Source organism: Jiangella alkaliphila (assembly GCF_900105925.1).
Lineage (GTDB): Bacteria > Actinomycetota > Actinomycetes > Jiangellales > Jiangellaceae > Jiangella > Jiangella alkaliphila.
Window position 1 is genome coordinate 3,967,995 of sequence record NZ_LT629791.1, and the last position, 19,792, is coordinate 3,987,786.

Genomic DNA, 19,792 nt, shown 5'->3' on the forward strand with positions numbered 1-19,792 from the left:
CCAGTAACAACGCCGCCTGGACCGCGCGCTACCGCCAGTCGCTGATGAACACGTTCGGCAGCCCGCAGCGCGTGCTCGTCCGCGGTGAGGGCTGCTACGTGTGGGACGCCGACGGACGGCGCTACCTCGACCTGCTCGGCGGGCTGGCCGTGAACTCGCTGGGGCACGCGCACCCGCTGCTGGTGTCGGCCATCACGGCGCAGCTGGCGACGCTGGGGCACGTGTCGAACTTCTTCGCCACCGCGCCGCAGATCGCGCTGGCCGAACGGCTGCTGGGCCTGCTCGACGTGCCTGCCGGCGCGGGCCGGGTGTTCTTCACCAACTCCGGCACCGAGGCGAACGAGGCGGCGTTCAAGATCGCCCGGCGGACCGGCCGGCCGAACGTCGTCGCCGCCGAGGGCGGCTTCCACGGCCGGACGATGGGCGCGCTGGCGCTGACCGGCAAGCCGGCCATCCGCGAGCCGTTCGAGCCGCTGCCCGGCGGCGTGACGTTCCTGCCGTACGGCGACGCCGAGGCGCTCGCAGTGGCCGTCGACGGCGACACCGCGGCGGTCTTCCTCGAGCCCGTGCAGGGCGAGGGCGGCGTCGTCCCGGCCCCGGCCGGCTACCTGGCGGCCGCCCGCGAGATCACCGAGCGGGCCGGCGCGCTGCTGGCCGTCGACGAGATCCAGACCGGCATCGGCCGCTGTGGCGACTGGTTCGCGCACACCGTCGAGGGGATCGTGCCCGACGTCGTCACCGTCGCGAAGGGTCTCGGCGGCGGCTTCCCGATCGGCGCCTGCATCGGCCTCGGCCGGGCCGCCGACCTGCTCGGACCCGGCGCGCACGGCACGACGTTCGGCGGCAACCCGGTCGCGGCCGCCGCCGGGCTCGCCGTCCTGCACGCCGTCGAGCGCGACGGGCTGCTGGAGCACGTCCGCACCGTCGGCGCCCACCTGCGCGCCGAGGTGCTGGCGCTGGGCCACCCGCTGGTGCGCGGAGTGCGGGGGCGTGGCCTGCTGCTGGGCGTCGAGTTGGCAGCGCCCATCGCGGCCGCCGTCGCGGCCGAGGCGCTCGGCGCGGGGTTCATCGTCAACGCCGTCAACCCCGATACGATCCGGCTCGCGCCGCCCCTGATCCTCGACATCGCGCAGGCCGACGAGTTCCTGGCGGCGCTCCCGGCGGTGCTGGACGCCGTCGGGACCGCCCCGAAGGAGACCCGATGACCCGGCATTTCCTCCGCGACGACGACCTGTCGCCGGCCGAGTACCTGCAGGTGCTCGACATGGCCGCCGAGCTCAAGGCGGACCGGTTCGCCTACCGGCCGCTGGACGGCCCGCGCGCGGTCGCCGTGATCTTCGACAAGCCGTCCACCCGCACGCGCGTCTCGTTCAGCGTCGGCATCGCCGAGCTGGGCGGGTATCCGCTGGTCATCGATGCGCAGACGTCGCAGCTGGGCCGCGGCGAGCCGATCGCCGACACCGCGCGGGTGCTGGACCGCCAGTGCGCCGCGATCGTCTGGCGGACGTTTGAGCAACAGCGCCTCGACGACATGGCCGCGGCGTCCGCCGTTCCCGTCGTCAACGCGCTCACCGACGAGTACCACCCCTGCCAGCTGCTGGCCGACCTGCAGACCGTGCGCGAGCGCAAGGGCACGCTGGCCGGGCTGACGCTGACCTATGCCGGCGACGGCGCGAACAACATGGCGCACTCGTACCTGCTGGCCGGCGCGACCGTCGGCATGCACGTGCGGGTCGCGTCGCCGGCCGGGTACGCGCCGTCGGCCGCCGTGCTGGAGCGGGCGGCGGCCGTCGCGGCGCGGACCGGCGGGTCGGTCGCGCACGTCACCGACGCCGCCGACGGGTTCGCCGGCGCCGACGTGCTGGCCACCGACACGTGGGTGTCGATGGGCCAGGAGGGTGAGGCGGCCGACCGCGAGGCGCCGTTCGTGCCGTTCGCGCTGACGTCGGACGCGGTGAAGGCGGCCGCGCGGGACCCCGTCGTGCTGCACTGCCTGCCCGCCTACCGCGGCAAGGAGATCGCCGCCGACGTCATCGACGGCCCGGCCAGCGCCGTGTGGGACGAGGCCGAGAATCGGCTGCACGCGCAGAAGGCGCTGCTGACCTGGCTGCTCGCTCAGGAGGCGACGGCATGACGCAGCCGGCCACGCGCGCGGCCCGGCACGGCCGCATCGCCGAGATCCTGGCGCAGACGCCGGTCCGGTCGCAGACGGAGCTGGCCGAGCGGCTGGCCGAAGGCGGCATCGAGGTCACCCAGGGGACGCTGTCGCGCGACCTCGACGAGCTGGGCGCGATGAAGATCCGCAACCCCGACGGCTGGCTGGTCTACGCGCTGCCCGGCGAGGGCGGCGACTCCCGGCCGCTGGCCGCGTCGAAGTCCGCCGTCGACGCCCGGCTGATCCGGGTGTGCGAGGAGATCCTGATCTCGGCGCGGTCGTCGGCCAACCTGGTGGTGCTGCGGACCCCACCGGGGGCCGCGCAGTACCTGGCATCGGCGATCGACCACGCGTCGCGCGGGGACATCCTGGGCACCATCGCCGGCGACGACACCGTCCTCGTCATCTCGACCGACCCGTCGGGCGGCGCGGAGGTCGCCGCGTGGTTCCTCGCGCTGGCCGAGGGCAACGTCCCGCCGTCGTCATGACACCGAACGATTCGAGCTCCGGAGGACGAGTGAGCAGCAGTGCACTGTGGGGCGGCCGGTTCGAGGGAGGTCCGTCGGAGGCGCTGGCGGCGCTGTCGAAGTCGACGCACTTCGACTGGCGCCTGGCACCCCACGACATCGCCGGGTCGAAGGCGCACGCCGCGGTCCTGCACCAGGCCGGCCTGCTGACGTCGGACGAGCTGGCGGCCATGCTCGAAGGGTTGGACCGGCTGGCCGCCGACGTCACGTCCGGCGAGTTCGTCCCCGCGCCCGGCGACGAGGACGTCCACACGGCGCTGGAGCGCGGGCTGATCGACCGCGTCGGGCCGGAGCTGGGCGGGAAGCTGCGGGCCGGGCGGTCCCGCAACGACCAGGTCGCGACGCTGTTCCGGATGTACCTGCGCGAGTCGGCCCGGACGGTGTCCGGGCTGGTCCTGGACCTCGTGGACGCGCTGGTCGCGCAGGCCGACGCCCAGTTCGGCGTCGCGATGCCGGGCCGGACGCACCTGCAGCACGCCCAGCCCGTCCTGCTGTCGCACCACCTGCTGGCGCACGCGTGGGCGCTGCTGCGCGACGTCGACCGGCTGCGCGACTGGGACCGGCGGACGGACGAGTCGCCGTACGGGTCGGGGGCGCTGGCGGGGTCGTCGCTGGGCCTGGACCCGGTGTTCGTCGCCCGTGAGCTGGGGTTCTCGACGTCGGTCGAGAACTCGATCGACGGCACGGCATCGCGCGACTTCGTGGCCGAGGCCGCTTTCGTCCTCGCCATGATCGGCGTCGACGTGTCGCGCATCGCCGAAGAGGTCATCCTGTGGGCGACCAAGGAGTTCTCCTTCGTCACCCTCGACGACGCCTGGTCGACGGGGTCGTCGATCATGCCGCAGAAGAAGAACCCCGACATCGCCGAGCTGGCCCGCGGCAAGGCCGGCCGGCTGGTGGGCAACCTTTCGGGGCTGCTGACGACGTTGAAGGCGCTGCCGCTCGCGTACAACCGCGACCTGCAGGAGGACAAGGAACCCGTCTTCGACTCCGTCGACACACTGACCGTGCTGCTGCCAGCGTTCACCGGCATGGTGGCGACGCTGCGGTTCAACGCTTCGCGGCTGGAGGAGCTGGCGCCGCAGGGGTTCTCGCTGGCCACGGACGTCGCGGAGTGGCTGGTCCGCGAGGGCGTGCCGTTCCGGTCGGCGCACGAGATCGCCGGGGCGTGCGTTCGTGCGTGTGAGGCGCGCGGGCTGGAGCTGTGGGAGCTGTCCGACGCCGACCTCGCCGAGATCTCGCCGTCGTTGACGCCGTCGGTGCGGTCGGTCCTGTCGGTGCCCGGGTCGCTGGCGTCGCGGTCGGCGCGCGGCGGGACGGCACCGGACCGGGTGCGCGAGCAGCTCGCCGCCGTGCGGGCCGCGGCCGGGGCCGGGCGCGTCTGGGTCTGACGGCCTAGGCTCGGCGGCATGGCTCGGATCGAGGTGGTCCAGGGCGACATCACCGCGAGGACGTCGACGCGATCGTCAACGCGGCCAACTCCTCGCTGCGCGGCGGTGGCGGCGTCGACGGCGCGATCCATCGGGCCGCGGGGCCGCGACTTGCGGACGCCGGGGCCGCGCTGGCACCGTGCCCGCCGGGCTCCGCCGTCGCCACGCCCGCGTTCGACCTCGACCCGCCCGTCCGCCACGTCATCCACACCGTCGGCCCGGTTTGGCGCGGGGGAGCGGCGGGCGAGGCGGCGCTGCTGGAGTCGTGCTACCGGCGGTCGCTCGAGGTGGCGGACTCGGTGGGCGCCCGGTCGGTGGCGTTCCCGGCCATCTCGACCGGCATCGTCGGGTACCCGCCCGACCAGGCCGCCCGCATCGCCGTCGGCACCGTCCGTGCCGCTTCGACGCAGGTCGAGCTGATCCGGCTGGTCGCCTTCGACCGCGCCACCTACGACCTGCTGAGCGCCGCCCTCGACGACTGACGCCGGCACCGCGCCCAGGCAGCAGAAACCCCGGCGCGGAACCACAGTGAATGAGAGGCGCGCCGGGGTCCGGCCGGGATCATCGGTGTGACAGCACCTCCGCCGACCAGAACCAGAGTACCGCCGTTGACGACGCCTTGACCAGGTGTCATCCTGGAGGGCTAACTACATCGGGAACCCCCGGAGTAGTCCAGAGATGGGCTACCCGGCGGGCTGTGACAGCGGCTCACTGTGTGGCCCCTCGAAAGAGAGGATGCACGTGAACCACAGTGACAGGGACGAGCGCACCGTGTTGGCCAGGCTTCGACAGCTGCGTCAGCACACCGAGGTCATCGGCCAGATCCTGAGGGATCTGTGGCCAGTGATCGCGGGAGCGTTCTCCATCTTGGGTGTCGCCTTGCACCAGTTCGTCACGCTGCTGAGGTAGCCGACGAGCCGCAGGGAGCGAGACGGGGCTGGCGAGAGCCGGCCCCGTTCGTGCGTGGCTCAGCGCCGGACGGCGAGCAGGGAGAAGGCGTTCGGGAGCCGGCCGCGCCAGGCGGCCGCGTCGACGTCGTCGGGGCGCCAGAACGGGTCAGGGTACTCGGCGAGGTGGCGCAGCTGCAGCCCGGCCTCGACCACCGCGGTGACGATCTGGCCGAGCGTCGCCTGACGTTCCACCGCGCCGCGGGCGGGGAAGGTGTCGTTGACGTGGCTGGGCTCGAAGTAGCCGCGGTCGGGCCGGATCCGCGGCTCGTCCGCGTCCCACGCCCACAGCGGCACGGCCGGGTGCGCCTCGTAGACGAACAGCGACCCGCCCGGACGCAGCAGGCGGGCGACGTCGGGGGCCCAGGCGCGCAGGTCGGGCAGCCAGATCAGCGCGCCCTTGCCGGTGTAGACGAGGTCGGCGCACTCGTCGCGCAGCGGCGCGCCCGGCAGCTCACCGACGACGTACCGGCAGGGCAGGCCCAGCTCGACGGCTCGCCGCTGCGCCGCCGCGACGGCGACCGTGCTGAAGTCCACCGCGACGACGGACCGTGCGCCGGCCCGCACCAGCGCGGCGTCGTCGACGCCCTGGCCGCTCTGCAGGTGCACGACCTCCGGCGAGGTCGCCAGCACCGGCCCGAGCAGCTCGAGCTCGGCCGGCAGCAGGGTCGCCGTGCGCGCCTCGGCCAGCAGCTCGTCGTACTCGCGGACATGCTTGAGTGACGCGTCGTCCCACGCCGCGCGGTTACTCTCCACGATCACGCAGCCAGGTAGCAGCCCGGGTCTTCGAGGCGCGCGACAGCCAGGCGTCCTGGACCTGCTCGGCCAGCTCGGCGCGGGTCAGCTCCCCCAGCCGGCCGGCCCGCACCAGCACCGACCGGTGCCCGGCGAAGTGCGGCGTGGTGAAGTACGGCGTGCTCGGGTCCTGCACCAGCGCCTCCTTCTCCGCGTCGGACTCCACCCACAGCACGATCACGTCCTCGTACCGCTCACCCGTCTCCGGGTCGACGGCGTCCGGGCGCGGGTTGCGGAAGAACACGAACGACTTGCCGCCGACCTGGTAGACCGGCTTGTGCTCGGTGCCGGGGTAGACGGTGACGTGCGGCATCGCCAGCGCCAGCTCGTGCACGTCGGCGACCGTCGCCGGCCGCCCGCCGTCGTCCACCATGGATGGCAGCCTAGTGCGAGGAGGATCCATGGCAGTGGGACGAGCGGCCAGGCGCGCGGCCCGGGCGCCGGCGGTCGAGCGGGTGATGGGCCCGGCTCAGGTGGACGTCGCGCTGGACCTGCTGGAGCTGACGGAGCTGGCCTGGCACGACTGCTACGGCGAGCTCACGCCGTCGGACCAGGTGGTCGACGACATGCTGGTCTGTTCCCGCGGCGAGCTCGCCGGACTGGTCCGCGCCGCCCGGCTGGGGACGACGGACTGGCGCGACCTGCGGATGGAGGCCGACGCGATCCGAGCCGAAGCCGCCGGCTGACGCACGCAGCTCCCATGATCATCAACCTTTTGCGCTGCCAGGACAGCACTCATTAGGTTGATGATCATGGGGCGCCTGCACCCGGGCGTAGGGTGGAGATGCGGAGCAATTCAGGCTCCCGGCCGAGGAGCACTCATGGTCGGCTCGACGACAGCGGTCCTGCGGATCAGGTTCGTCGGCGGAGCGCAGATGGACGTCACCATCGACGAGGTCGACGTCAGCGAGGACGAGGTCGTCGACCGCGCCATCGCGGCGCTCTCGCAGGACTCCGGCGTGCTCCGCGCCCGGCACGGCGACCGGCTCGTGGTGGTGTTCGCCCGAGGTGTGGCCGCCGTCGAGATCGCGCCGCGGGGCGCCGTCCTCTGACTTCGCCTCAGCCCACGACCGCGAAGCCGCCCGGGCGCAGGGTGATCGACGTCGGCGCGGTTATCTCACGCGAGGACTGGAGGCGCCCGGACCCGTCGTACACGCGCACCGTCCCCGGGCCCTCGACGGACACCCGACGGGGCGACGACGCGGCCGAGTGCAGCAGCTCCGCCCCCGCACCGTCCGCTCCGGCCAGCGTCAAGCGGGAGATCTCGGGCCGGACGAGCAGCGCGTCCAGCTCCACCACGCCGCGCGACGCCGCCACCGACACGGACGAGGCACCCGCCGGCACGACACGGTTCAGCGGCAACGGCAGCAGCGCACCCGGGACCGCCGTCAGTCCCTGCGGACCCACGCCGTGCCGCAGCGTTCCCAGCGCCCGGCCGTCAGCCACGGTCCACGACGTTCGCGCCGCCGTCGCGGAACCCGCCAGCGGCAACCACGACACTGGCTCCACCAGCCGCGGTGCCTCCGCCGCCCCGAGTGAGAACGTCGCGGTCTGACCGGCCGACAGCGACAGCAGCGACCCGCTCCACAGCGACTCGCCGGTCCACGCGGCCGTTGGCGCCCGCACCGTCCCGGTCGTCGACGTCGCCGCCTCGGCCTCGACCAGCCGCAGCCCGTCCCGGCCGGTGACCGAGGTCAGCCCGGCCGCCCGCTCCCGCACGTCGGTGTGAGCGTCCAGCGCGAGCATCGACAGCTGCCCGTGGATCGTGCTCTCCGCGCCGCTGTTCCGGTTGATCGCCCCGTCCGCCGCGACGCCGTCGAACGTCACGCCGGTCGCCGGGTCGTACATCGGCTCGCCGGCCGGGTTGGCGCCGAAGTACCACGCCGCCGTCAGCGCCGCCAGGTCGTCGAACGCCGGCCGGTCCGCCGCAGCGCCGACGGCCAGCAGCGACTGCAGCCGCGAGTCGACGCCGTAGGCGATCTGCACCCGTTCGGTCGGCGTGGGCAGCCAGCCGTTGTCGGCCCCGCCGCCCGTCAGCAGCACCGGCACGAACCGGGCGGAGTCGACGACGGCCGGACGCAGCAGCGACGGCGCGTCCAGGGCGACGGACGCCGCGGCCAGCGACGCCGGCATCTGCGACCCCCACGCGTGCCACATCGACCGCGACTGCGCCCACGGCAGGATCGCGCCGTACGGCCACGCGTCCGGGTCGCCGCCGCCCATCGCCGCGACGCCCTCGGCCAGCTTGCGCAGCGTCTCGGCGGCACCGGAATCCGACGGCGCGGCGCCGACGTACGCCGACAGCCCGAGCACCGCCTCGGCCGTCGCGTCGGCGCCGTCGACGATCAGCCACGACGGCACCCGCAGCCCGTCGGCCACGGTGTACTCGCCGTACGACGACAGCACCTGCCGGTCGACGGCGTCGACGGCCAGCCGGAGCCGCTCCTGCAGGAAGGCGGCGAACGACGGGTCCTCCGACGCGAACGCCGCGTACCCCTCACCGAACGCCCAGATCGTCCGCGCCAGCCAGTAGCTCGGCCCGGAGTCCGACGGGTCGGGCAGCTCCACCGGCTCCGCGCTCGGGTTCAGCGTGCCGTCGGGCTGGATCCACAGCACGACGTTGCCGGCGTTCGGCCCGCTGGACGTCTGCAGGTAGGCCAGCGAACGCAGCAGCTCGTACGCGTGCTCGCGGCTGGCCGGCGACCCGGTCTGCTGCCAATGACGCAGGTAGACGACGGCCGCGCGGGACACGTCGTCGGCGTTGTAGGCGCCCTGCGACCAGTGCCCCGTCGCCGGGTCCAGCGACCCGCCGCCGATCCGCTCGAACGCCCCGCCCGGCCGCGCGTCGGCGTAGGTCCACGGGAACGTCAGCGCCGGCTCCTCGGCCAGCCGGTACGTCGTGTGCCCCGGCTCGCCGGCAGGGGACGCCTGGTCGAGCAGGAAGTCCAGGTGCGCGGTGTTGGCCAGGGTGCCGGCGGGGTCGGCCTGCGGCGCCGCCGTGGCGACCAGGCCGCTCGAGCCCAGCACCAGTGCGGCCAGGGCCGCCGTCCACGAGATCCGCCTCATCGCGGCTCTCCCTTCACGTCAGAGGGTCGGTGCGGTCCAGCCGGGCGACGCCGATCTTGCTGTCGGCCATGCCGTAGAAGACGTAGTGCGCGCCGCCGATCTCCTCGATCGCGGTCGGGAAGACGACGTTCGGGACGATGCCGCTGCGCTCGTCGTCCGTCTCCGGCGCGAGCAGCGGTGACGGGGTCCGCGCGAGCACGACGGACGGGTCGTCGGCGTCGAGCAGCAGTGCGCCGGCGGCGTAGTTGACCCGTTGCTGCTGGTCGACGCCCGACGCGAGCACGCCGGTGACGCCGTGGTGCAGCAGCAGCCAGCCCTCGGGGACGCGCAGCGGCGCCGGCCCGCCGCCGATCTTCAGCTCCTCGAACGCGTACTTGGGGCCGGCGAGGAACCGGTGCTCGCGCCAGTGCACGAGCTCGCGGACGTCCTCCAGCACCGACGCCAGCGGGACGTAGGAGATCCAGATGCTGTGCCGCTCGTCGGTGATGCCGCGCGGCAGCACGACGCCCTGACCGGGGCGGATCTCGCCGAGGTCCCACATCGGCCGGTGCAGCACGGCCAGGCTCTCGACCCCGGCCGGCGACACGACCGGCGTCGGGAAGAACACGGTGTCCTTGTTGTGGAACAGGTTGAGGTCGACGTCGAGGTCGTCGTCGTAGGCGAACAGCGCCGGGCCGAGCCGCCGCCACGACCGCAGGTCGCCCGACACCGCCAGCGCCGTCCGCGGCCCCAGCGCCCCATAGGCGACGTACGTCATGACGTGCAGCCCGAGCGCCGGGACGAACGTCACCCGCGGGTCCTCGACGCCGCCGTGCGACGCGCCGCGCTCCCAGGCGCGGTCCGGCTCGAGCACGACGCCGGACCGCTCGACGCCGACCGGCACGCCGTCGTCGGAGATCAGCAGGCGGGCGAGGCCGACGCGCGACACGTTGCCGGCCGCGACCAGCCGGGGGAGCAGGTACAGGACGCCGTCGGGATCGCGTCCGGACGCCGGGTTGAGCACCCCCTCGGCCTCGAGCGGGTTGCCGTCCTCGGGCGTCATGACGACACCCAGCCGGGTCAGCGTGTAGGGGATCAAGGTGGAGACGGGCATGCCTAGCCTTTCACTCCGGAGCCGACGTTCGTGGATCGGAAGTAGCGCTGGAAGACGATGAACAGGACGACGGCGGGAGCCGCGAGGACGACGGCGCCGGCCAGCACCGCGCCGAACGGGTTGGCCGCCGACGCCTGGATGTTGCTGATGTAGTTGGCCAGCGACACCGCCAGCGGCTGCATCGACTGCTCCTTGGTGATGAGGAACGGCCACAGGAACTCGTTCCACGGCCCGATGAACGTAACCAGCACGACGGTCAGCACCACCGGGCGGACCAGCGGCAGCGCGACGCTCCACAGCGTGCGCAGATCGCCCGCTCCGTCCACAGCCGCCGCGTCGAACAGCTCGCGGGGGAGTTGCAGGAAGTACTGCCGGAACACGATCACCGCCGTCGAGTTGATCGCGAACGGCAGGATCATCCCGAGGTAGCTGTCGGCCAGCCCGTAGTCGCGGGCGATCAGCACGTACAGCGGGATCATCAGCAGCTGGAACGGCACCACCTGCACCAGCAGCGCCAGCGCGAACGTGGCGCCGCGGCCGCGCCACTGCAGCACCGCCAGCGCGTACCCGGCCAGCACGCCGAACACCACCGTCCCGAGGATGACCCCGCCGGTGAAGATGCCGGAGTTCACCAGCCCCTGCACCAGGTCGATGCGCCCGTCGATGTCGGCGTAGTTGTCCAGCGTCAGGTTCGACGGGTCCGGGAACGCGCCCGACGGCGTCGGGTCGGGCGACTCCTGCAGCGAGCCGACCACCATGTAGAAGGGGAACAGGAACGCCAGCGCCCCGACGCCGAGCACGAGGTAGCGCAGCACAGACACACCGCGGTTCACGACTCACCACCCCCGACGAAGCGCCGCTGCAGCCAGGCGACCAGCAGCACCAGCAGCACGAGGATGACGCCGATGGCCGCGGCCACGCCGGGCGTGCCCTGCTCGATGCCGCGCTGGTACATGATCAGCACCGGCGACGCCGACGCGCCGTTCGGCCCGCCGCCGCCCGTCAGCAGGTACGGCTCGGTGAACAGGTTCGCGCCGATGAGTGTCGACAGCAGCACCACCAGCACCGTCGCCGGCCGCACCGCCGGCACCGTCACCGACCAGAACGTCCGCAGCCGGCCCGCCCCGTCCGTCGCGGCGGCCTCGTACAGCTCGCGCGGGACGTTCTGCAGCGCCGCCAGGTACAGCAGGATGTAGAAGCCCAGTTGCTTCCAGGTGACGAAGAACGCGATCGACGGCATCGCCCAGAACGAGTTGATCAGCCACGGCGGATCCGGCGCCAGCGGCCCGAGCACCTCGTTGACCAGCCCGTCGCCGCTGAACAGGAACAGCCAGACGCCCACGATCGCGACGGACGCCGCCACGTACGGGACGAAGAAGCTGACCCGCAGGAACAACCGGCCGCGGACCACCTGGTTGAGCAGCGTCGCCAGCACCACCGACAGCAGGACCGTCAGCGGCACGTTGATGATCAGGAAGATCCCGATGTTGACGAACGAGCGGCGCACGTCCGGGTCGGAGAGGACGTCCGTGTAGTTGTCCAGCCCGACGAACGGCCGGTCGACGTCGGCGCCGGGCGCGGCGAAGAAGTAGTCGTGGAACGAGATCCACACCGCGAAGCCCAGCGGGAACGCGAACACCACTGCGATGAACACGAGGTACGGCGCGCTGAACAGCAGCCCGGCCGGGTTCTTGCCGAGGATGCCGCGGCGGCGCGCCCGGCGCCGGGCGGGCGACGGCGCTGCGTCGCCCGCCTCACGGGCACCCGTGTCGACGACCGTCATGTCACGGCCGCCCGTCAGGACTGGCCGGCCAGGCCGTCGATCTCGTCGGCGGCGCCCTGCAGCGACTCCTGGAGGTCGCCCTCACCGAAGATCACCGACTGCGACCACGCGTCGCGCAGCGTCTGCCACACGGCGACGGAGTTCGGGATGTTCGGTACCTCGACGGTGCGGGCGGCCTGGTCGCCGAACGCCTCGTACGTCGGGTTGGCGGCGAAGTAGTCCGGGTAGGTGCCGGGCAGGTCCTGGCGCATCGGCATCTGGCCGGTCATCTCCAGCAACAGGCCGTCCTGCTCCTCGCTGGTGGCGAACTTCAGGACGTCCCACGCCGTCGCCTGGTTCTCGCAGGCGGTGTAGAGGCCGATGTTCTTGGCGTCGCTGAACGTGTAGGTCTGGTCGGCGGCGGTCCCGGCCGACGTCGGCACCGGCACGGCGCCCCAGTCGATGTTCTCGCCGTAGACGCTGATCGCCCACGGGCCGACGATCGCCATCGCCGCCTGGGCGTCGGCGAACGAGTCGCCCTGGTAGGTCTCGCGGCTGGCCAGGCCCTCGTCGTACAGCGTCTTCCAGAACTCCGCGACGCTGGTGCCGGCGTCGTCGGCGAACGTCGCCGCGCCGTCCTCGACCAGCGGCGTGCCGCCCGTCTCGGCCGCGTAGAGCGGGTAGAAGTCGAACCAGTTCTGGAAGAACTCGCTGGTCGGAGCCGGCCAGATCGCGCGTGGGGCCGCGCCCGACGAGACGAGCGTGCGGGCGGTCTCGAGGAACTCGTCGTACGTGCCCAGCGGCGGGTTCTCCGGGTCCAGGCCGGCCGCGGTGAACATCGCCTTGTTGTAGAAGATCATCACCGGGTTCGACTTCCAGGGCAGCTGGAAGTACTCGCCATCGGGGGAGCGGTACTGCTCGGCGATGTCGCCGCTGCGCTCCTCGACGTAGCTGTCGCCGTCGTCGAAGCTCGACAGCGACACCAGGCCGCCCTGCCGCTCGAAGTCGGGCACCGCGACCGGCGCGGTGTTGAAGATGAGGCACGGCGCGTTGCCCGCGGTGATTGCGGCGCCGATGACCTCCTCGCTGCTGGCGCCGGCCGGGATCTCCTGCGCCTCGATCTGCTCGTCGGGGTTCTCGGCGTTCCACGCCTCGACCATCTGCTCGCCCCAGGCGACCTCGGACTCGTTGTTCGAGTACCAGATGGTGATGTCGCCGCGGCCGCCGCTGTCGCCGTCGCCGCCGGAGGACGTCTCGTCGTCGCCGCCGCACGCGGTGACGACGAACAGGCCGGCCGCGGTCAGCACGGCGGCGGTGACTCGGGTGCGTCGTTGCACGGTGTCTCCTTCTGTCGGCCCGGACGGCGTCAGCGGCCGGTCCGGGTGGGGGTTCCGGTGGGGTCGGTGGGCGGCGCGGTCGACTCGCGGGGCACGAAGCGCGCGGGCGGCAGGTCGGTGTCGCCGGGCTCCTCGCCGGCGATCGACCGCAGCAGTACTCGCGCGGCGACGGCGCCCCAACTGACCGCGTCGGTGGCCACGGTGCTGAGAGCGGGGAAGATGTGCTCGCCCACGTCACTGCCGTCGAAGCCGGTGACCGAGAGCTGGTCCGGGACCCGCAGCCCGGAGCGTTGCGCATAGCCGAGCCCGGCGATCGCCATCGGGTCGTTCGCGAAGACGATCGCGGTCGGGCCGTCGGGGCGGGAGAGCAGGTCGCGCGTCGCGTGGGCGCCGTCGGCGGCCCGGAACTCCGTCTCGACGACCAGGCCGGCCGGCAGCCCGGCGCGGGCCATCGCGTCCTCGAACGCGCGGCGCCGGCGGCTGCCGTGCAGCATGCGGGCCGGCCCGGCGACGTGTGCGATGTGTCGGTGGCCGAGCCCGACCAGGTGGTCGACGGCGGCCTCGATGCCGGCGCGGTCGTCCATCGACACCGCCGGGAACGGCGACGGCGTCTCCGGGTGGCCGAGCGTGACGGCCGGGACGTTCAGCTCGCGGGCCAGCTCGATGCGGGCGTCGTCGTGGCGCAGGTCGGTGATGAAGACGCCGTCGACCCTGCGGTCGGCGACCAGCTTCCGGTAAGCGGCCAGCTCGGCTTCCTCGTCCGGGACGACGCTCAGCACCAGCGCCTGCCCGGCGGGCGCGAGCTCGCGCTCCACCCCGGCGATGAACGACGGGTAGAACGGGTCGCCGGTGATGATCTCCGGGTCGCGGCTGATGACCAGGCCCAGCGCGAACGCCCGGTTCACCGAGAGCGCCCGGGCGCGGAGGCTCGGCTGCCAGCCCAGGTCGCGGGCGGCTTCGAGGATGCGGTCGCGCGTCTGCGGCGAGACGCCCGGCTTGTCGTTGAGCGCGAACGACACCAGCCCCTTGCTGACGCCCGCTCGCTGCGCGACGTCGGCGATGGTGGGTCGTTCGGCTGGCATCGGCGGCGCCTCCAGGATGATCTAAACCGGTTTAGCGATGGAGCCTATACCGGTTTAGATGACGCCGCAAGACGCGATGCGGTCCGGCTGGCCGGCCGGGCGCGGACGTCCTTGCGTCAGCCGGCGGCGTTCTGCCAGAGGCCGAGCACGTTGCCCTCGGTGTCGCGGAAGTAGGCCGCGAAGCCCATCCCCATGACCTCCGTCTTCGGCAGCACGACGGCCCCGCCGAGCCGTTCGACCGCCGCCAGGGCCTCGTCGACGTCGTCCACGCCGATGGTGACGACGGGATGGGGCCGGTCGGCGTCGCGGGTGTACATGCCGCCGTTGATGGCGCCCGGGTCCTTCGGCCGGCCGGTCTCGTCGGCGGGTGTGGTGGAGACGATGGTGTAGTCGACCTCCGGCATCGGAGTGAGGTCCCACTCGAATGCGGCGCGATAGAACTCGCGGGCTCGGTCGAGGTCGTCGGCCGGGATCTCGAAGTGCACCACTGGTTCGGTCATGATGAGCGCCCCCTCAAGCGCGGTCCTGTGCTCTCAGTCGACGAGCGTAGACCCGTTCCGGGCGGCCGGAGCTGACGTAGATTCGTAGAGGAGCCGACGTGAGCCGATGAAGGAGCCGACCATGGCGCACAGTCCCAGGACCATTCAGCCCGGCGACGTCCAGGACGAGCGGGTGGCCGGGCTGCCGCTGGCCGCCGCCTACACCTGGGCCTACCTGCCCACCGTCCTCGACGACGAGGGCCGCGCGGTCGACAACGCGGCCGTGGTCAACGGGCGGCTGTGGGCGCTGCGGTTCGACGAGCACCCGACCACCGCCATGGCCGACGACCTCGAGGCGCTGGCCACCGAGGGGCTGATCTGCCGCTACGCCGTCGACGGCCAGGGGTATCTGCACGACCCGGCGTGGCGACGGCGGCAGCGGCTGGTCCGCCCGGTGAAGTCGGCGCTGCCGCGGTGCCCCGTCCACGACTCCGGCATCCGCGAGTTCGTCGGCGACACCATCACGTCGGTGCAGGACCAGGTCAGCTCCATCCTCGGCGGCGCCGCCACCAACGCCGGCACGACGAAGGTCCGCGACACCGTCGCCCGCCTCGTCGAGGACGTCACCTTCCCCGTCGACCCCTCCAAGGCGGCGTCCTACGGTCAGCGCATCCGCGACTTCCTCGGCGGCGCGCCCACCCACGACGATCACGTCGACGACGCCGCGCGCTTCCCTGTCGCCGGCACGGTCTCCACCCCCGAGGTCGAGTACGACGCCCACGGCGCCGAGGTCGCGAAGGACCCCCGCCCCGCCGCCGATGATTCGGATGATGTGGCCGAGACGCCGGCACCCGCCGACGCGCCGCCGGCTGATGAGTCGAGGTCCGACGAGGCGGAGTCCGGCGAGGCGAGGTCCGGCGAGGGGAAGGCCGACGAGGCGCCGCCGGCCGGCGAGCGGCAGCAGGCGCCGGGCGAGGTCTGGCGCGCCGCAACCGACGACCCGTCCGCCGACCCCGGCCGCTAGCCGACCCCGGCCGCTAGCCGACCCCGGCCGCTCTCCGAACCGGCCTGGCGCAGCTGGCCGGCCCGCTTGCCCGGCCCGACAGAGCTCTGCCGTCGGATCAGACTGCAGACCTCCATCGCGCGATGGAGCTCTGCCATCGAATGCGACGGCAGACCTCCAGCGGCGACTCGGGACCGGCCCGCCGACCCGCCGACCCGGCCCGCGACCCACGGCCTGCAGGCCCGACGTTGTCGGCGCGGCCGGACGCCGTGGCGCGACACAATGGCGCTGTGTCCCGCTGGGTCCTGCACGTCGACCTCGACCAGTTCATCGCTGCCGTCGAGGTGCTGCGCCGTCCCGAGCTGGCCGGCAAGCCGGTCGTCGTCGGCGGCGACGGAGACCCCACCAAGCGCGGCGTCGTCGCCACCGCCTCGTACGAGGCGCGCGCGTTCGGCGTCCACTCCGGCCTGCCCATGCGCACCGCGCTCAAACGCTGCCCCGACGCCGTCTTCCTCCCGGTCGACAAACCCGCGTACGAGGCGGTCTCCGCCGACGTCATGGAGACGCTGCGCGAGTTCGGCACCGTCGAAGTGCTCGGCTGGGACGAGGCGTTCCTCGACGCGGGCCCACCCGGCGACGAAGACCCCGAGGGCACCGCCCGGCGCATCCAGCGGCGCGTCCGCGAGGCCACCGACCTCGACTGCACCGTCGGCATCGGCGAGAACAAACTGCAGGCCAAGCTGGCCACCGGGTTCGGGAAGCCGGCCGGCGTCGCCACGCTCACCTACGACTCCTGGTTCGACGTGCTCGGCGACCGCCCGTCCGACGCGCTGTGGGGCGTCGGCGCGAAGACGGCGAAGAAGCTGGCCGAGATGGACATCCACACGGTCCGCGACCTCGCCTCCACGCACCCCGACACCGTCGCCGCCCGGTTCGGCCCCACCATCGGCCCGTGGCTGGTGCGCGTCGCCCGCGGCGTCGCGTCGGCGCGGGTCACCGGCGAGCCGTGGCTGGCCCGGTCGCGTGGCAAGGAGTTCACGTACCAGCGCAACCTCGAGGACTGGGACGAGGTCGGCCGCGAGGTGGTCCGGCTGGCGCACGAGGTCGCCCAGGAGGTCGTCGCCGAGCAGCGGCCCGCCGTGCGCGTCGTCGTGAAGGTCCGGTACGCCCCGTTCTTCACCTCCACACATGGCCACAAACTGCCCGAGCCCACCAGCGACGGTGACGTGCTGGCCGCGGCCGCGCTGGTGGCGCTCGGCCGGTTCGCCGACCGCCGGCCGGTCCGGCTCCTGGGTGTTCGTGCCGAGTTCGGTGGTTGACGGCCCCGACATCACGAATGCTCTGGACTCTTGCCCGAGGGGGGAGCACCATGTGCCCAGGGTGGAAGGGCGCGTCCGTGAGGCGCGAGGAAACGGGGTGGAACGATGGGGATCGTTTCTCCGGGGTTCCGGAGAAGGCGGCACGACGCTGACCTGCAGCTACCGCCGGGTCAGTACCTGACCGAGGACTTCCCGGTGCTGTCCGCCGGGCCGACGCCGAACGTCGCGCTGGACCGGTGGGAGTTCACCATCGCCAGCGAGACCGGCCAGGAGTACCGCTGGACGTGGGACGAGCTGCAGGAGCTGCCGGCCGAGGAGCCGACCGTCGACATCCACTGCGTCACGAAGTGGTCGAAGCTGGGCACCACGTGGCGCGGAGTGTCGCTCGACCTGCTCATGGAGGACGTCGAGACGACGGCCGACTACGCGCTCGTGCACTGCTACGGGGGCTACACGACGAATCTGCCGCTCGAGGACCTGCTCGACGGCAAGGCGTGGATCGCCTACGAGTTCGAGGGCTCCGAGCTGGCGCCGCAGCACGGCGGGCCGGCGCGGCTGCTGGTGCCGCACCTGTATCTCTGGAAGTCGGCCAAGTGGGTGCGCGGCATCCAGCTGCAGGAGTTCGACGAGCCGGGCTTCTGGGAGAGCGTCGGCTACCACAATTACGGCGACCCGTGGCGCGAGCAGCGCTACGCGGGCGATTGAGCCCCCGGCTCGAGTGGCGCGTCGCGACCCTCGCCGGATCCCGCACCGAGACCGCGACCGCCCGGACGCTGCTGCTGGACGTGCCCGGCTGGCCCGGTCACGTGCCCGGCCAGCACGTCGACGTCCGCCTCACCGACGAGGACGGCTACAGCACCGAGCGCAGCTACTCGCTGGCCACGCCGGCTGACGGCGACCGCGTCGAGCTGACCATCCAGCGGGTGAAGGGCGGCGAGGTGTCCGAGTACCTGACGGACACATTCGCTGTCGGCGACCCGGTCGAGCTGCGTGGTCCGGTCGGCGGCTGGTTCGTCTGGCATCCGTCCCGGACGGGGCCGGTGCTGCTGGTCGCGGGCGGGGCGGGCATCGTCCCGCTGATGGCGATGGTCCGCGCGCGACGGCTGGCCCGCAGCCGGGCACCGTTCCGGCTGATCTACTCGGTGCGCTCGCCGTCGGACCAGTTCTACGCGGCCGAGCTGCGCCGCGCCGTCCGCGACGAAGGCGGCCTCGACATCACCACCGTCTACACCCGTTCGGCGCCCACCGGCGTCCCCCGCCCACCCCGCCGCATCGGTGCCGCCGACCTGGAGCTGTACGGCTGGCCGCCGCGGTTCGAGCCCACCTGCTTCGTCTGCGGCCCGACCGGGTTCGTCGAGAAGGTGGCGAGCACGCTGGTCGGCCTGGGTCACGACCCGCGCCGCGTCCGTACCGAGCGCTTCGGCCCTACTGGAGACTGACATGACAGACGAGTTCCAGGACGGCAACGTGCTGGCCGGCCCGCTCACCGAGCTGTTCGCCGTGGACGTCACCGCGGCGACCGGGCGCTGCGTGAGCTGCGGCGACACGCGCCGGGTCGCGGACCTGCGGGTCTACGGCCACAATCTCGGCTGGGTGGCCCGCTGCCCGAGCTGCGAGCACGTCATGCTGCGGCTGGTCCGCTCGCCCGACGCGGCCTGGCTGGACCTGCAGGGGACGCTGAGCCTGCGCGTCCCACTGCCACCGCAGGCCTGACGCTGTCGGCCTGACGCCGCCGGCCGGGCCTCAGGGCTCGACCAGCCGCACCCCGGTCGACTCGCGCAGCATCAGCCACGCCGGCACCGTCTCGACGCCACCCTCGACGGGCCGGCCGGCGATCAGGTCGAGCAGCCGGGTCGCCGCCACCCGGCCCACCTCGCGCAGATTGGGGTCGACCGTGGTCAGCGGCGGCCGGCACCCCGCGGCCATCGGCTCCCAGTTGTCGAACCCGATCACGGCGATGTCGCCCGGCACCCGCAGCCGGCGGTCGCGCAAGGTCTCGACGACCCCCCGCGCGATCTGGTCGGAGCCGCAGAAGACGGCGTCGGTGTCGGGGGCGGCGTGCAGCAGCATCTCGGCGGCGCGGCGGCCCCAGTCCTCGCTCCACTCGCCGTAGAACACCTGCCGTCCGGCGAGGTCCAGGCCGGCCTCGTCGAGCACCTGCCCCAACCCGGCGGCGCGCTCGCGGGGGTCGGCGAAGCGCTCCGGGCCGGTGATGTGGCCGATGCGGGTGCGCCCGCTGGCCAGCAGATGCCGCGCCGCCAGCACCCCGCCGCCGATGTCGTCCGTCGTGACGCAGAAGTCGCCGGGGTCGCTGGACTGCGCGATGACGTAGACCACCGGCACCGCTGAGGCGACCGCCAGCGGCGGCCGGGTCTGCTTGCGGCGGCCGGCGACGATGATGCCGTCGACCCGGCGTTCGTCGAGGGTCTCGGCGTGGTGGTGCTCGCGGATGGGGTCGTCGCGGGTGTCGCAGAGGAAGACGGAGACGCGGTCGGCGCCGAGGGCGTCCTCGACACCGAGCATGAGCGGGTTGCCGAACCGGCCGAACCGGTCGGTGGTGATGACGGCGACGGTGAAGGTGCGGCCGGACTGCAGGCTCTGGGCCAGCGAGTTGGGCCGGAATCCGAGTTCGCGGGCAGCGGCGACGACCCGGGCCCGGGTCTCGTCGCGCAACTGGCCGCGGTTGTTCAGCGCCTTCGACACCGTCCCGACCGACACGCCGGCCCGCGCGGCGACGTCGCGGACGGTGGGTACCCGCTGCTGAGTCACCCTTCTTTTCACCCCTCAGGTCGATCCG

Annotated in this window: 22 protein-coding genes and 1 pseudogene; 13 read left to right on the plus strand and 10 right to left on the minus strand. The window is 73.0% G+C overall.

Annotated features, from left to right (window positions below; translation table 11 throughout):
• Positions 1-44: 44 nt before the first annotated feature.
• The 6 genes and pseudogenes from BLV05_RS18080 (at position 45) to BLV05_RS35870 (ending at position 5,021) form a co-directional block, all read left to right on the plus strand.
• On the plus strand, positions 45-1,205 hold the full coding sequence (locus BLV05_RS18080) for an acetylornithine transaminase (RefSeq protein WP_407717035.1): 1,161 nt from the start codon (positions 45-47) through the stop codon (positions 1,203-1,205).
• Positions 1,202-2,134 (plus strand): ornithine carbamoyltransferase, encoded by a 933-nt coding sequence (gene argF / locus BLV05_RS18085; RefSeq protein WP_046770568.1) that lies wholly within the window; start codon positions 1,202-1,204, stop codon positions 2,132-2,134. The genes BLV05_RS18080 and argF overlap by 4 nt, the downstream gene beginning before the upstream one ends.
• Complete coding sequence (locus tag BLV05_RS18090) at positions 2,131-2,643, plus strand: arginine repressor (protein WP_082155497.1); 513 nt, start codon at positions 2,131-2,133, stop codon at positions 2,641-2,643. The genes argF and BLV05_RS18090 overlap by 4 nt, the downstream gene beginning before the upstream one ends.
• Positions 2,640-4,073 carry an argininosuccinate lyase gene (argH, locus tag BLV05_RS18095; protein ID WP_046770567.1) on the plus strand — a complete coding sequence of 478 codons (1,434 nt, stop codon included), beginning with the start codon at positions 2,640-2,642 and terminating at the stop codon, positions 4,071-4,073. The genes BLV05_RS18090 and argH overlap by 4 nt, the downstream gene beginning before the upstream one ends.
• A gap of 18 nt (positions 4,074-4,091) precedes the next feature.
• Positions 4,092-4,594 (plus strand): annotated as a pseudogene (locus BLV05_RS18100) (O-acetyl-ADP-ribose deacetylase).
• A 259-nt stretch (positions 4,595-4,853) separates the two neighbouring features.
• Positions 4,854-5,021 carry a hypothetical protein gene (locus BLV05_RS35870; RefSeq protein WP_157524269.1) on the plus strand — a complete coding sequence of 56 codons (168 nt, stop codon included), beginning with the start codon at positions 4,854-4,856 and terminating at the stop codon, positions 5,019-5,021.
• Positions 5,022-5,080: 59 nt separating this feature from the next.
• On the opposite strand, the gene BLV05_RS18105 is transcribed toward BLV05_RS35870, so the two are convergent.
• On the minus strand, positions 5,081-5,821 hold the full coding sequence (locus BLV05_RS18105; RefSeq protein WP_052762756.1) for a class I SAM-dependent methyltransferase: 741 nt from the start codon (positions 5,819-5,821) through the stop codon (positions 5,081-5,083).
• Entirely contained in the window at positions 5,805-6,227 is a 423-nt protein-coding gene (locus BLV05_RS18110; protein ID WP_046770565.1) for an MmcQ/YjbR family DNA-binding protein, read from the minus strand. Before BLV05_RS18110 ends, BLV05_RS18105 begins: the two co-directional genes overlap by 17 nt.
• Before the next feature lie 28 nt (positions 6,228-6,255).
• Here BLV05_RS18110 and BLV05_RS18115 point away from each other — a divergent pair, with 28 nt between their 5' ends.
• Positions 6,256-6,540 carry a hypothetical protein gene (locus tag BLV05_RS18115; RefSeq protein ID WP_152690900.1) on the plus strand — a complete coding sequence of 95 codons (285 nt, stop codon included), beginning with the start codon at positions 6,256-6,258 and terminating at the stop codon, positions 6,538-6,540.
• Between the two features lie 135 nt (positions 6,541-6,675).
• Positions 6,676-6,906, plus strand: a complete 231-nt coding sequence (locus BLV05_RS18120) for a hypothetical protein (RefSeq protein WP_046770563.1) — start codon at positions 6,676-6,678, stop codon at positions 6,904-6,906.
• Positions 6,907-6,913: 7 nt separating this feature from the next.
• On the opposite strand, the gene BLV05_RS18125 is transcribed toward BLV05_RS18120, so the two are convergent.
• The 7 genes from BLV05_RS18125 to BLV05_RS18155 form a co-directional block, all read right to left on the minus strand.
• Positions 6,914-8,920 carry a hypothetical protein gene (locus tag BLV05_RS18125; protein ID WP_046770562.1) on the minus strand — a complete coding sequence of 669 codons (2,007 nt, stop codon included), beginning with the start codon at positions 8,918-8,920 and terminating at the stop codon, positions 6,914-6,916.
• 13 nt (positions 8,921-8,933) lie between these two features.
• Positions 8,934-10,013 carry a glycoside hydrolase family 130 protein gene (locus BLV05_RS18130; RefSeq protein WP_046770561.1) on the minus strand — a complete coding sequence of 360 codons (1,080 nt, stop codon included), beginning with the start codon at positions 10,011-10,013 and terminating at the stop codon, positions 8,934-8,936.
• 2 nt (positions 10,014-10,015) lie between these two features.
• Positions 10,016-10,846 (minus strand): carbohydrate ABC transporter permease, encoded by an 831-nt coding sequence (locus BLV05_RS18135; RefSeq protein WP_046770560.1) that lies wholly within the window; start codon positions 10,844-10,846, stop codon positions 10,016-10,018.
• Entirely contained in the window at positions 10,843-11,796 is a 954-nt protein-coding gene (locus BLV05_RS18140; protein ID WP_046770559.1) for a carbohydrate ABC transporter permease, read from the minus strand. The genes BLV05_RS18135 and BLV05_RS18140 overlap by 4 nt, the downstream gene beginning before the upstream one ends.
• A gap of 14 nt (positions 11,797-11,810) precedes the next feature.
• Entirely contained in the window at positions 11,811-13,112 is a 1,302-nt protein-coding gene (locus BLV05_RS18145) for an extracellular solute-binding protein (RefSeq protein ID WP_046770558.1), read from the minus strand.
• A gap of 29 nt (positions 13,113-13,141) precedes the next feature.
• Positions 13,142-14,194 carry a LacI family DNA-binding transcriptional regulator gene (locus BLV05_RS18150; protein ID WP_046770557.1) on the minus strand — a complete coding sequence of 351 codons (1,053 nt, stop codon included), beginning with the start codon at positions 14,192-14,194 and terminating at the stop codon, positions 13,142-13,144.
• A 116-nt stretch (positions 14,195-14,310) separates the two neighbouring features.
• Entirely contained in the window at positions 14,311-14,694 is a 384-nt protein-coding gene (locus BLV05_RS18155; RefSeq protein WP_046770556.1) for a VOC family protein, read from the minus strand.
• Between the two features lie 121 nt (positions 14,695-14,815).
• On the opposite strand from BLV05_RS18155, the gene BLV05_RS18160 reads away from it, so the two are divergent.
• From BLV05_RS18160 to BLV05_RS18180, 5 genes are all read left to right on the plus strand, one after another.
• Complete coding sequence (locus BLV05_RS18160; RefSeq protein ID WP_152690899.1) at positions 14,816-15,697, plus strand: hypothetical protein; 882 nt, start codon at positions 14,816-14,818, stop codon at positions 15,695-15,697.
• Positions 15,698-15,966: 269 nt separating this feature from the next.
• Positions 15,967-16,995: a DNA polymerase IV gene (locus BLV05_RS18165; RefSeq protein ID WP_046770555.1), complete on the plus strand. Its 1,029-nt coding sequence runs from the start codon at positions 15,967-15,969 to the stop codon at positions 16,993-16,995.
• A gap of 105 nt (positions 16,996-17,100) precedes the next feature.
• The gene (locus tag BLV05_RS18170) at positions 17,101-17,700 is read left to right on the plus strand and encodes a sulfite oxidase-like oxidoreductase (RefSeq protein ID WP_046770554.1); all 600 of its coding nucleotides are present in this window, start codon (positions 17,101-17,103) and stop codon (positions 17,698-17,700) included.
• Positions 17,670-18,434, plus strand: a complete 765-nt coding sequence (locus BLV05_RS18175; RefSeq protein WP_046770553.1) for a ferredoxin reductase — start codon at positions 17,670-17,672, stop codon at positions 18,432-18,434. Before BLV05_RS18170 ends, BLV05_RS18175 begins: the two co-directional genes overlap by 31 nt.
• 1 nt (position 18,435) lies before the next feature.
• Complete coding sequence (locus BLV05_RS18180) at positions 18,436-18,708, plus strand: DUF6510 family protein (protein ID WP_046770552.1); 273 nt, start codon at positions 18,436-18,438, stop codon at positions 18,706-18,708.
• Between the two features lie 30 nt (positions 18,709-18,738).
• On the opposite strand, the gene BLV05_RS18185 is transcribed toward BLV05_RS18180, so the two are convergent.
• Entirely contained in the window at positions 18,739-19,764 is a 1,026-nt protein-coding gene (locus tag BLV05_RS18185; protein ID WP_197683192.1) for a LacI family DNA-binding transcriptional regulator, read from the minus strand.
• Between the last annotated feature and the right edge of the window lie 28 nt (positions 19,765-19,792).